General features: G+C 71.4%; 10 protein-coding genes. All 10 read left to right on the top strand.

All coding sequences use genetic code 11. The annotated features are described in order from the left end of the window. Window positions 1–1689, top strand: a complete 1689-nt coding sequence (gene gcl / locus ACWEVP_RS33755; RefSeq protein WP_452066622.1) for a glyoxylate carboligase — start codon at window positions 1–3, stop codon at window positions 1687–1689. A gap of 194 nt (window positions 1690–1883) precedes the next feature. Beyond that, window positions 1884–2753, top strand: coding sequence for an FAD binding domain-containing protein (locus ACWEVP_RS33750; RefSeq protein WP_452066621.1), 870 nt, complete (start codon window positions 1884–1886; stop codon window positions 2751–2753). After that, entirely contained in the window at window positions 2744–3214 is a 471-nt protein-coding gene (locus ACWEVP_RS33745; RefSeq protein ID WP_452066620.1) for a (2Fe-2S)-binding protein, read from the top strand. The genes ACWEVP_RS33750 and ACWEVP_RS33745 overlap by 10 nt, the downstream gene beginning before the upstream one ends. Then, complete coding sequence (pucD, locus tag ACWEVP_RS33740) at window positions 3211–5502, top strand: xanthine dehydrogenase subunit D (protein WP_452066619.1); 2292 nt, start codon at window positions 3211–3213, stop codon at window positions 5500–5502. Before ACWEVP_RS33745 ends, pucD begins: the two co-directional genes overlap by 4 nt. Before the next feature lies 1 nt (window position 5503). Continuing rightward, window positions 5504–5986: a nucleoside deaminase gene (locus tag ACWEVP_RS33735; protein WP_452066618.1), complete on the top strand. Its 483-nt coding sequence runs from the start codon at window positions 5504–5506 to the stop codon at window positions 5984–5986. A gap of 109 nt (window positions 5987–6095) precedes the next feature. Continuing rightward, entirely contained in the window at window positions 6096–7541 is a 1446-nt protein-coding gene (locus ACWEVP_RS33730) for an NCS2 family permease (protein WP_452066617.1), read from the top strand. Between the two features lie 11 nt (window positions 7542–7552). Beyond that, on the top strand, window positions 7553–7930 hold the full coding sequence (locus ACWEVP_RS33725) for an allophanate hydrolase-related protein (RefSeq protein ID WP_452066616.1): 378 nt from the start codon (window positions 7553–7555) through the stop codon (window positions 7928–7930). Continuing rightward, a complete protein-coding gene (locus ACWEVP_RS33720) occupies window positions 7927–9021 on the top strand; it encodes a glycerate kinase (RefSeq protein WP_452066615.1) in 1095 nt (364 codons plus the stop codon). Before ACWEVP_RS33725 ends, ACWEVP_RS33720 begins: the two co-directional genes overlap by 4 nt. 27 nt (window positions 9022–9048) lie before the next feature. After that, a complete protein-coding gene (locus ACWEVP_RS33715; RefSeq protein ID WP_452066614.1) occupies window positions 9049–9744 on the top strand; it encodes a TetR/AcrR family transcriptional regulator in 696 nt (231 codons plus the stop codon). Window positions 9745–10094: 350 nt separating this feature from the next. Next, entirely contained in the window at window positions 10095–12317 is a 2223-nt protein-coding gene (locus tag ACWEVP_RS33710) for a glycoside hydrolase family 15 protein (RefSeq protein WP_452066613.1), read from the top strand. The last annotated feature ends 18 nt before the right edge of the window (window positions 12318–12335 follow it).

Raw genomic sequence — 12335 nt, 5'->3', positions numbered from 1 at the left:
ATGCCCCGGATCCCCGCGATGCAGGCGGTCGTCGACGTCCTCGAGAGCGAAGGCGTCGACACCGTCTTCGGCTGCCCGGGCGCCGCGATCCTCCCGCTGTATAACGCCCTACAAGGCCGGGCGATCGAGCATTTGATCGTCCGTCACGAAGAGGGCGCGACGCACATGGCCGACGGCTGGGCGAGGACGAACGGCAACGTCGGCGTCGCCATCGGCACGTCCGGCCCGGCCGGGACGAACATGATCACCGGGCTCTACACCGCGCACGCGGACTCGATCCCGATGATCTGCATCACCGGCCAGGCGGCGACGACCAAGCTGCACCAGGAAGCCTTCCAGGCCGTCGACATCGTCGAGATCGCCAAGCCGGTGACGAAGTGGGCGGTGCAGGTCAAGGAGGCCGCGCAGCTGCCGTGGATCTTCCGTGAGGCGTTCCGGGTCGCCCGCTCGGGCCGGCCCGGCCCGGTGCTCATCGACCTGCCGATCGACGTCCAGAAGCAGGACATCGAGTGGGACTCCTCGATCGATTCGCCGCTGCCGGTCACGGCCGTCAAGCCCGCGCCGGCACGGGTCGAGCGGGCCCTCGACCTGCTGCTGGCGGCCGAACGGCCGATCATCCTGGCCGGAGGCGGGGTCGTCCTCGGCGAGGCGAGCGAGCGGCTGCGGGCCGCCGCCGAACGCCTCGACGTCCCGGTGCAGGTGACGTTGATGGGCAAGGGGAGCTTCCCCGAGGACCACGAGCTGTTCGCCGGGATGGCCGGCATCCAGACGTCGCAGCGCTGGGCCAACGCGGCCTTCCTGGAGTCGGACCTGGTGCTCGCGCTGGGCGCGCGGTTCGGCGACCGGCACACCGGCGAGCTGTCGGTGTACCGCGGCGACCGCAAGTTCATCCACGTCGACATCGAACCCACCCAGCTGGGCAAGGTGTTCGGGCCCGACCTCGGGATCGTCTCGGACACGCGCGAGTTCCTCGACGCGCTGCTGGCGGCGTTGGAGAAGCGGGAAACCACGCCGAGGCGCGAGTGGGTCGGCCGGATCGCGGAGCTGAAGGAAGCGCTTCCCCGCCGCGAGGACTTCGACTCGCTGCCGATCAAGGCGCCGCGGGTCTTCAAGGAGATCAACGAAACCTTCGGCGAGGACACGTACTTCGTCACCGCGATCGGGCTCTACCAGATCTGGTCGGGCCAGTTCCAGAAGGCGCACAAGCCGCGGCACTACCAGGTGTGCGGCCAGGCCGGCCCGCTCGGCTGGGAGATCCCCGCCGCGATCGGCGTCAAGAAGGCGCGACCGGAGGCCGAAGTCGTCGGCGTGGTGGGGGACTACTCGTTCCAGTTCCTCGTCGAGGAGCTGGCGGTGGCCGCCCAGTACGACGTCGGATTCGTGCTGATCATGCTCAACAACGAGTACCTCGGCCTGATCCGCCAGGCCGAGACCGGCTACGACATGAACTTCGAGGTCGACATCCACTACGACTCGAACGGCACGGACAACGTCAAGATCATGGAAGCCTACGGCTGCTCGGGCACCCGCGTGCTCGAGCCCGGGGAGATCCGGACGTCCCTGGAGTGGGCCCGCAAGGAAGCCGAGCGCACCAGCCGCCCGGTGCTGGTGGAGATCATGATCGAGCGCGAGGGCAACGCCGCGATGGGTGCCGCCCTCGACGCCGTGAAGGAGTTCGAGCCCGCGTAACACCCGCGTGACCACGGCCGCCGCACGAGACCCCGGCCTCGTGCGGCGGCCTTTCCGCGTCCGCGGTCGGGGTGTTGTCGGAAAGTACAAACCGGGGCCCTAAATTCACCCGTCTTTCAGGGGTTTTGCCGTGGTCCCGGCCACACCCGAGCGTGTGTACTCCTTGACGAAGCACCCCCGAAAGGACGTCCACAGTGGAATTCCTCCGACCCGCCTCGCTGGCCGACGCGCTCGCCGCGCGTGCCGCGAACCCCGGTGCGGTCCCGATCGCCGGCGGCACGGACGTGATGGTCGAGCTCAACTTCGACCACCGCCGCCCCGGCGCCCTGCTCGACCTCGGCCGCGTCGCCGAGCTGCACGAGCACGGCACCGACGGCGGCCGGATCCGGATCGGCGCGGCCGTGCCCTACGCCCGGATCATCGCCGAACTGGGCCCGAAGCTGCCCGGTCTGGCGATGGCCGCGCGGACCGTCGGGTCCCCGCAGATCCGCAACCGCGGTTCCGTGGGCGGCAACCTCGGCGCGGCTTCGCCGGCGGGCGACTCCCACCCGGCGCTGCTGGCCGCCGGCGCCGAGGTCGAGATCGCTTCGGTCCGCGGCACCCGGGTCGTCGCCGCGAAGGACTTCTACACCGGCGTCAAGCGCAACGTCCTGGAGCCGGACGAGCTGATCACCGCGGTGCTGCTGGCACCCGCCACCGGACCCCAGCAGTTCAGCAAGATCGGCACCCGCAACGCCATGGTCATCGCGGTCGCCGCGTTGGGCCTGGCGCTGCACCCCGAGAAACGCCGGGTCGGCACAGGCGTCGGCTCGGCCGCCCCCACCCCGCGCCGGGCCGTCGAAGCCGAAGACTTCCTGGCCGCCGAGCTGGACTGGGACGCCCCGAAGGCCCTGAACGACTCGGTCAAGCGCCGCTTCGGCGACCTGGTCGCCGCGGCGGCCGCGCCGATCGACGACGTCCGCGGCAGCGCCGCCTACCGGCGCCACGCCCTGGGGGTCATGGCGCGAAGGACGCTGACCTGGGCCTGGACCGAATACTGCGGAGGGAGCCCGAAATGCGCGTGAACGTCACCGTCAACGGCGAGCAGCGCCGCGCCGACAACGTCTGGGAAGGCGAGAGCCTGCTCTACGTGCTGCGCGAGCGCCTGGGCCTGCCGGGCTCGAAGAATGCCTGCGAGCAGGGCGAATGCGGTTCGTGCACGGTCTACCTCGACGGTGTCCCGGCGTGCGCGTGCCTGGTCGCGGCCGGGCAGGCCGAGGGCCGTGCCGTCGTCACCGTCGAAGGCCTGGCGGAGGGCGACGACCTCGACCCGGTCCAGGAGTCGTTCGTCGAGCGCGGCGCCGTCCAGTGCGGGTTCTGCACGCCGGGCCTGCTGGTCGCGGCGCACGACCTGATCGAGCGCGTCCCGGACCCCAGCGACGTCGAGATCCGCGAGGCCCTGGCGGGGAACCTCTGCCGGTGCACCGGTTACGAGAAGATCCTCGACGCCGTCCGCGACGCCGCGGCGAAGAAGGCCGTCCAATGAGCGCGCCGGCCCGCTCGCCACAGGAGCTGCAGGACACGATCGCCGGCGGTATCGGGGAGAGCCCGCTGCGCCCCGACGGCACGCTCAAGGTGCGGGGCGAGTTCGCCTACTCCTCGGACCTGTGGCACGAGGACATGCTGTGGGGGGCCACCCTGCGCAGCCCGCACCCGCACGCCCGGATCGTCCGCCTCGACGTCTCCCGCGCGCTGGCCCAGCCGGGTGTGCACGCGGTGCTCACGCACGAGGACGTGCCCGGCGAGAACGTCTACGGCCTGAAGTACCAGGACACCCCGGCGCTGGCCGACGGCCTGGTCCGCTACCAGGGCGAGCCGGTCGCGATCCTGGCCGCCGACCACCCGGAGATCGCCCGGCAGGCGCTCAAGGAGATCGTCGTCGAGTACGACGTCCTCGAGCCGGTCACCGACCCCGAGCGGGCCGCGCACGACGACACCCTGCCGAAGCTGCACCCCGGCGGGAACCTGGTCCGCCACCAGCGGATCGTCAAGGGCGACCCGGCCGCGACCGCGGACGTCGTCGTCTCCGGCGTGTACGAGATCGGCATGCAGGACCAGGCGTTCCTCGGCCCGGAGTCCGGGCTCGCCGTCCCGGCCGAGGACGGCGGCGTCGACCTCTACCTGGCCACCCAGTGGCTGCACGTCGACCAGCGCCAGACGGCGAAGGCCCTCGGCCTGCCGCTGGAGAAGGTCCGGCTGACGCTGTCCGGGGTCGGCGGCGCGTTCGGCGGACGTGAGGACCTGTCCATGCAGATCCACTCGTGCCTGCTCGCCCTGCGCACCGGCCGTCCGGTGAAGATGAGCTACAACCGCCTCGAATCGTTCTTCGGGCACGTCCACCGCCACCCCGCGAAGATGTACTACGAGCACGGCGCGACGAAGGACGGCAAGCTCGTCTACGTCCGGGCGAAGCTGTACTTCGACGGCGGCGCGTACGCCTCCAAGACCCCGGTCGTGGTCGGCAACGGCACCACGCTGAGCGTCGGTCCCTACGACGTCCCGAACGCCCACATCGAGGGCTGGGGCGTCTACACCAACAACCCGACCTGCGGCGCGATGCGCGGGCTCGGCGCGGTGCAGCCGACCTACGCCTACGAGTCCCAGATGGACAAGCTGGCGTCCGCTCTGGACATGGACCCGGCCGAACTGCGGATCCGCAACGCGCTGAGCGAAGGCTCCACTGTGGTCACCGGCCAGGTCGTCGACTTCCCGGCGCCGGTGGCCGAGCTGGTGCAGCGGGTGCGCGACCTGCCGCTGCCGCCCTCACGCGGCGAGCACGTCGACATCCGCGAGCTGCCCGGCGGCGCGTCCAACACCACCCACGGCGAAGGTGTCGTCCGCGGTGTCGGGTACGGCGTCACGATCAAGAACATCTCCTACGCCGAAGGTCTCGACGATTACTCGACCGCCCGCGTCCGCCTGGAAGTACTCGGCGGCGAGGCGGTGGCGATGGTGCACACCGCGGCGGCCGAAGTCGGCCAGGGCCTCGTCACGGTGCAGCAGCAGATCGCCCGCACCGAACTCGGCCTGACCCGGGTGAGCGTGCACCCGGCCGACACGAGCGTCGGCGACGCCGGCTCCAGCTCGGCGTCGCGCCAGACCTACGTCACCGGTGGCGCGGTCCGCAACGCCTGCCGCGCGGTCGCCGAGGCGGTCTACGCGCGGCTCGGCGTGTCCGCCGAAGGCATGTCCCTGACGGGCGGGAAGGTCGTCGCGGCCGACGGCGAAGTCGTCGCGGACCTGGTCGAGCTGCTGGGAGACACCGCGATCGAGGAGACCCGCGAGTTCCACCACCGCCCGACCCAGCCGCTCGACCCGCAGACCGGCCAGGGCGACGCCCACGTCCAGTACGGGTTCTCGGCCCACCGCGCGGTGGTCGACGTCGACCTGGACCTCGGCCTGGTCAAGGTCGTGCAGCTGGACTGCGCCCAGGACGTCGGCAAGGCGATGAACCCCGACGCCGTCGTCGCCCAGATCCAGGGCGGCTCGGCGCAGGGCCTCGGCCTCGCCGTGATGGAGGAGATCCTCGTCCAGGACGGCAAGGTGCGGAACCCGTCGTTCACCGACTACCTCATCCCGACCATCCTCGACATGCCGCCGATGCGCGTCGACGTCCTCGAACGGCCCGACCCGCACGCGCCCTACGGCGTCCGCGGCGTCGGTGAACCGCCCACGATCTCCGCCACGCCGGCGATCGCCAACGCCATCCGCGCGGCCACCGGCCTCGAGCTGCCGCGCGTCCCGATCCGCCCCGAGCACATCACCGGAGTTTGAGATGACCACCTCGATTTCCCTCGAGCAGGAGTGGCTCGGCGAAGCCATCCGCATCGCGGAGACCAACGTCGCGAACGGCGGCGGCCCGTTCGGCGCGCTGATCGTGCGCGATGGTGAAGTAGTCGCGACCGGCGTCAACCGGGTCACCGCGAACCTCGACCCGACCGCGCACGCCGAAGTGGTCGCGATCCGCGCGGCGTGCCAGGCGCTGGGCACGTTCAAGCTCGACGGGTGCGTGCTCGTCTCCAGCTGCGAGCCGTGCCCGATGTGCCTGTCCTCGGCGCTGTGGGCGCGCGTGGACAAGGTCATCTTCGCCGCCGACCGCGATGACGCGGCCAAGGCCGGCTTCGACGACCGTGCCTTCTACGAACTGTTCGACCGTCCGCGCGAAACGTGGACGGTGCCCGTGACGCGACTGTCCGCAAAGGACGGTTTCGCCCCCTTCGCGGCCTGGCTCGACAAGGCCGACCGCACCGACTACTGACCCACAAGGCCAGCTGACCGGAGCACAACCGAATCGAACGTCCCGCTCGGCCAGGCACGGCGTAGTGCCTGGCCCTGGCCGAGCACACCCACCGGCAAGGGCAGGACGCATGACCCAGACCGAAGTCCCCACCCCAGTAGTCGACGAAGCACCTCCGCAACGCCGTTCGCTCCTCGACAAGCTGTTCGAGCTGCGGGCCCGGCAGACCACGATCGGCCGTGAAGTCCGCGGCGGCGTCACGACGTTCGTCGCGATGGCCTACATCGTGTTGCTCAACCCGCTCATCCTCGGCGCCTCCGCCGACATCACCGGCGCCCGGCTCTCCGCGGCACAGGTCACCACCGCGACGGCGCTGGCCGCCGCCGTGATGACCGTCCTCATGGGACTCGTCGGCAACGCGCCCCTCGCGCTGGCCGCCGGGCTCGGCATCAACGGCATCGTCGCCTTCCAGATGGCCCCGTCGATGACGTGGGCGCAGGCGTTCGGCCTGGTCGTGCTCGAAGGCGTGTGCATCGTGCTGATGGCCGTCAGCGGTGTCCGCGAGCGCATCATGAACGCCATCCCGCGGCCGCTCAAGATGGCGATCACCGTCGGGATCGGGCTCTACATCGCCCTCGTCGGGCTGGTCAGCGCCGGGTTCGTGACCCGGATGCCGGACTCGGCGCAGACCACGGTCCCGGTGCGCCTCGGGGCGAGCGGGCACCTGCACGGCTGGCCGATCGTCGTGTTCTGCTTCGGTCTGCTGCTGATGATCGTGCTGATGGCCCGCAAGGTCCCGGGCGCGGTGCTGATCAGCATCGGCGTGGCGACGGTGTTCGCGGTCGTGCTGCACGAGGCGTTCGGCGTCGGCGGCTGGGGCCTGACCGCCCCGGCCCTGCCCGATCACGTGGTGGCCGCCCCGGACTTCGGGCTCTTCGGCCACATCGACCTGTTCGGCGGCTTCGCCTCGGCGGGCGCGCTCGCGGCCACGGTCTTCCTCTTCACGCTCGTGCTGTCCGGCTTCTTCGACGCCATGGGCACCATCACCAGCGTTTCGGACGAAGCCGGTCTGTCGAAGAACGGCAAGGTCCCGCGGATGGGCCGGATCCTGCTGGTCGACGGCGCGGGCGCGATCGCGGGCGGCGTCACGGGCTCGTCACCGAACACCGTGTTCCTCGAGTCCGCGGCGGGCGTCGGCGAAGGCGCCCGAACCGGTCTGGCCAGTGTCGTCACCGGGCTGCTCTTCGCGGGGACGCTGCTATTCACCCCGCTCGCCGGGGTCGTCCCGGCCCAGGCGGCGGCCCCCGCGCTGGTCGTCATCGGCGGCCTGATGGTCGCCCAGTGCCGCCACATCCCCTGGCACGACCCGGACTACACGATCCCGGTGTTCCTCACCGCCGCGCTGATCCCGTTCACCTACTCGATCACCAACGGCGTCGGCGCCGGCCTGATCGCGTTCGTGCTCATCAAGATCGGCCGCGGCAAGTGGCGCGAGGCCGGCTGGCTGCTGTCCCTGCTGGCGCTGGTGTTCGCGGTGTACTTCGCCGTCGACGGCGTCGAAGCCCTCTTCCGCTAAGGAGAATCCCCGTGGCCCTGATGTTCTTCAACGGCGGCGCCATGCGCGGCGAACCGCTGCACCACCTCCTCGACGGCTCGCCGTTCGTCGGCACCGCCGAAACGGCCGCGAAGTACCGGTTCTACGCGGTGGGCGACCAGTGCCCGGCGCTGTACCCGGTGTCGCACGGCGGCGCCCCGGTGACCGGTGAGGTCTACGACGTCTCGCTGGACGACCTGCGGGACAAGGTGCTGCCGTCCGAGCCGCACGAGCTGGAGCTGGGTGTCGTGGAACTGGCGGACGGGAGCTCGGCGTTCGCCATGCTGCTGCGGCGGCCCTACACCTCGCACGTCGCCCTGCGCGACATCACCGAGGTCGGCGACTGGCGGGCGTACCGGGCGAGCGCGTGAAGATCCTGGTCGCACCGGACAAGTTCAAGGGGTCGCTGACCGCGGCCGAGGTGGCGTCGGCGGTGGCGGCGGGCCTCGCCGACGTCCACCCCGGCCTCGCGGTGCGGGAACTCCCGGTGGCCGACGGCGGCGACGGCACGGTCGACGCCGCCGTCGCCGCCGGCTTCCGCCGCGTCCGGGTCCCGGCGCGCGGGCCGACCGGCGTCCCGCTGACGGCGTCGTACGCGGTCCGCGGGGACACCGCCGTCGTCGAGCTGGCCGAGGCGTCCGGGCTGCACCGGCTGCCCGGTGCCCCGGCCCCGCTCACCGCGACCAGCGCGGGCACCGGCGACGTGATCGCCGCGGCCGTGCGGGCGGGGTGCCGCCGTGTCGTGCTCGGACTGGGCGGCAGCGCCTGCACCGACGGCGGCGCGGGCCTGCTGACCGCGCTGGGCGCCCGGCTGCTGGACGACTGCGGCCGCGAGCTCCCGTTCGGTGGCGCGGCGCTTTCCCGGCTCGCGGCACTCGACGTGTCCGGCCTGTCCGAAGTGGACATCGAGCTGGCGAGCGATGTGGACAACCCGCTGTTCGGGCCACGCGGAGCCGCTTCCGTCTACGGCCCGCAAAAGGGAGCGTCCCCCGGCGACGTCGCGACGCTCGACGCGGCGTTGCGGCACTGGGCGTCGATCGCCGGCCCGGAGTTCGCCGAGCGACCGGGTGCCGGGGCCGCCGGGGGAGTGGGCTTCGCGGCGATGGCCGTGCTGGGCGCCCGGGTGCGGCCGGGCATCGAGCTGCTCCTGGACCTGCTCGGGTTCGACGCGGCCCTGGCCGGAGCCTCGCTGGTCGTCACCGGCGAGGGATCCCTCGACGAGCAGACGCTGGCGGGCAAGGCGCCCGCCGGGGTGGCCCGGGCCGCGGCGGCGAGGGGCATCCCGTGCGTCGCGGTGTCCGGCCGCTGCCGGCTGTCCTCAGTGGACCTGACGGCGGCGGGAATTTCGGCGGCCTACGCACTGACGGACCTGGAACCGGACCCGGCGCGCTGCATGGCGGAAGCGGCACCACTCCTGCGCCGCCTCGCGCACCGGGTGGCGACCGGCCATCTCGATATCTGATACCACAGTTTTGTTATCATCGGAACCATGGCAACGAAGACGGCGGTGGACACCCGCGCGCGCATCCTCGAGGCAGCGGCGGCGCTGCTGGTGGCGGAGGGACGCGACGGTCTGTCGACGCGCGCGGTGAGCGCGGCGGCGGGCGTCCAGCCCCCGGCGCTGTACCGCCTGTTCGGCGACAAGGACGGCCTGCTCGACGCGGTGGCGGCGTACGGGTTCGACGAGTACCTGACGAGCAAGCGCGCGCTGGGCTCGACGGGCGACGCGGTCGAAGACCTCCGCCGCGGCTGGGACCTGCACATCGAGTTCGGGTTGTCCCGCCCCGAGTTCTACGTGCTGATGTACGGAGACGCACGCCCGGGCCGGACGTCCCCGGCGGCGCGCGAGGCAGAGGCAATGCTGCGAAGCATCATCGAGAGGGTGGCGGCGGCGGGCCGCCTGCGGGTGAGCGTCGACCGGGCGGCAAGACTGGTCCACGCAACAGGAATGGGCGTAGTGCTGTCATTGATCGCGACACCGGAGGAGGAGCGCGACGCGGAGCTGTCCCAAACGGCCCGCGAGACGGTGCTGACCCGAATCCTGACCGGCACGCAGGAGCAGGCGGGATCGGACCTGCCGGAGCGAGCGACAGCGTTGCGGGCGGGTCTGGAGGGCGCGGCAGCGCTGACGGAGGCGGAGCGGGTCTTGATGGCCGAGTGGCTGGACCGCATCGCCAACGCATAACCAACCCACGCCACAACAGAACCGAAGGTCCCCTGCGAAACCCAACCCCCTCGAAACCCAGGGCCCCCCGCAACCCCGATCCGAAGCCGAAACACGGCCGGCAGCGCCGGGTCAAGGCACGCTTTCCCGCCTTGACGCGGTGTTGCCGGCCGTAGTCACAATCGCGCTTCGGGGTGGCGGAGCAGCCAGCGGCCAGTCCGCTCCCCGCGCACCCGAGTGATCGAACCGGCCGACGCCGCCCGCCGAGGGCTGGATCGATAAAGTCCGATCGGACATTGCCTCCCACTCACCGGTGCCCCAATATGTTGCGGCCCACAACATATCCGCGACAACGCCGTCGGAGGCTCGGAATGATCAGGTGGAAAGCGGTCCTGGCCTGCGCAGGAGCAGGAATCCTGCTGGCCGGAGCACTCCCGGGCACAGCACAGGCCAGCGGCACGGCGACCGACTGCTGCGGCGGCGGAGCGTCCTGGGCGACGGGCAACAAGTCCGCCCTCGGGACGTCGACGACCACCGCGAGCCCCGTGTGGTTCACCGTGGCCAACGGCGTGACGTCCGAGGTCTTCTACCCCCGCGCCGACGTCCCGAACACCCAGGACATGCAGTACGTCGTCACCGACGGCAGCACGTTCGTGGACCTGGAACGCGACGCCACGAACCACGTCGTGACGATGCCCGACGAGAAGGCGCTGCAGTACACCGTCACCAACACGGCCAAGAGCGGCAAGTACCGGATCACCACCGACTACGTCACCGACCCGGCCCGCGCGACCCTCGTCACGAACACCCGCTTCCAGTCCCTCGACGGCGGCAGCTACCGGCTCTACCTCCTGGCCAACCCGTCGATGGCCGGCGGCGGGTCGAACGACAACGCCTGGTGGGACGGCGCCGGTCTCCTGGCGAGCGGCACCGAGACGCTCTTCGGCGGCACGGCCACCACCGTCGTGCAAGCGCTGCGCGTCTCGACCGGTTTCACCGCGCACGACAACGGCTACAGCGGCGCGGGCAGCGACTGCCTGGTCGACGTCCGCGCCGACAAAACCCTGAACAACCAGTTCGACAACGTCTCCGGCACCGGCAACGTCGTCCAGTGTGGACAGATTCCGGTCGGCACCGACACGACGTTCACCGTCGCGCTCGGCTACGGCAGCACCGCGGCCGCGGCCACGTCGAACGCGAGCGGTTCGCTCGGCAGCGGCTTCCCGTCGATCGCGACGTCCTACCGCGGGGGCTGGAACTCCTACGTGGGCGGTCTGAAACCCGCACCGGCCAGCGTCTCCGGCGACACCCAGCGGCGGCGCGCCTACTACGTCGCGGCGATGGCGCTGAAGACCGCCGAGGACAAGCAGCACCCGGGCGCGAGCGTCGCGGGCCTCGCGACTCCCTGGGGCGACTACACCAACGGCGACCACCTCAACGACGGTTACCACCGCGTCTGGGGCCGTGACCTCTACCAGCAGGCGACCGGCCTCCTCGCCGCCGGCGACAGCGCGCAGGCCAAGCGGATGGCCCAGTTCCTCTGGAACTCCCAGTGGATCGGCAGCCCGACAGCGGGCGACGGCACGACGTACCCGGCGGGGTCGTTCCCGCGCTACAGCCCGGTTTCCGGCGTCGCCGGGGCGAGCGCCCAGCAGCTCGGCTGCTGCGAACAGCTCGACCAGGACGCCGACGCGATCCTGCTCGCCTGGCTGACCGGCCTCACCGACGCCTCGACCTACACCAAGGTCAAGACGACGGCCAACCACATCGTCTCGACCGGACCGGACACGACCGAGCGGTGGGAGGAGCAGTACGGCAAGTCGCCGTCGTCGGTGGCCGCCGAGATCGCCGGCCTGATCGCCGCGGGCGCGCTCGCGCGGGCCAACGGCGACACCGCGAGCGCGACGTCGTGGGAGTCCACAGCGGACTCCTGGCGCACCTCGCTGGCCGGCTGGACCGTCACGACGTCCGGCTACTGGAGCGGGCACACCTACTACGAACGCCTCGACCGCGCCGGCAACCCCAACGACGGCGCGACGATCTGCTTCGACGAAGGCTGCTTCTACGAGCACGACGTCACCGACTTCGGCTTCCTCGATCTCGTGCGGCTCGGCATCCGCCCGGCGGGCGACGCGACGATCGCGAACTCCGTCGCGCCCACCGCCGCCGCGTCCGACGGCAACTCCCCGGTGCAGGTCACGCTGCCCAACGGCGACGTCTACTTCCACCGCTACCCGCACGACAACTACGGCGAGAGCACGGCGAACTGCAGTGGCTGGCCCGCGAACGGCGGTCAGCGCTTCGGCCGGCTGTGGCCGGTGCTGTCGGGGGAGCGGGGGCAGTACGAACTCGCCAACGGCCGCTCGGCCGCGGTCTACCTGAAGTCCATGGCGGACTCGGCCAACGACGGCTACTTCGTGCCCGAGCAGGTCTGGGACCGCGCCGACGTCGGCTGCTTCGGCCTGGGCCGCCCGACGGGCAGCGCGGGACCGCTCATGTGGGCCGAGGGCCAGTACCTGCGGCTCGCGCAGAGCATGGACGCCGGCCACAACCTCGACACGCCGTCGATCGTGAAGTCCCGCTACGGCACCTGATGACCCCGCCGGTCCGGC

Source organism: Amycolatopsis sp. NPDC003865 (genome assembly GCF_053605345.1).
Note: the sequence above shows the minus strand (reverse complement) of the source record. Positions and strands in the feature narration are given on the sequence as shown.

Bases quoted from the DNA above. Each gene is read 5' to 3' on its own strand.
- gcl (WP_452066622.1), top strand. From the start codon at position 1: ATGCCCCGGATCCCCGCGATGCAGGCGGTCGTCGACGTCCTCGAGAGC.
- ACWEVP_RS33745 (WP_452066620.1), top strand. From the start codon at position 2,744: ATGCGCGTGAACGTCACCGTCAACGGCGAGCAGCGCCGCGCCGACAAC.
- pucD (WP_452066619.1), top strand. From the start codon at position 3,211: ATGAGCGCGCCGGCCCGCTCGCCACAGGAGCTGCAGGACACGATCGCC.
- ACWEVP_RS33735 (WP_452066618.1), top strand. From the start codon at position 5,504: ATGACCACCTCGATTTCCCTCGAGCAGGAGTGGCTCGGCGAAGCCATC.
- ACWEVP_RS33730 (WP_452066617.1), top strand. From the start codon at position 6,096: ATGACCCAGACCGAAGTCCCCACCCCAGTAGTCGACGAAGCACCTCCG.
- ACWEVP_RS33715 (WP_452066614.1), top strand. From the start codon at position 9,049: ATGGCAACGAAGACGGCGGTGGACACCCGCGCGCGCATCCTCGAGGCA.
- ACWEVP_RS33710 (WP_452066613.1), top strand. From the start codon at position 10,095: ATGATCAGGTGGAAAGCGGTCCTGGCCTGCGCAGGAGCAGGAATCCTG.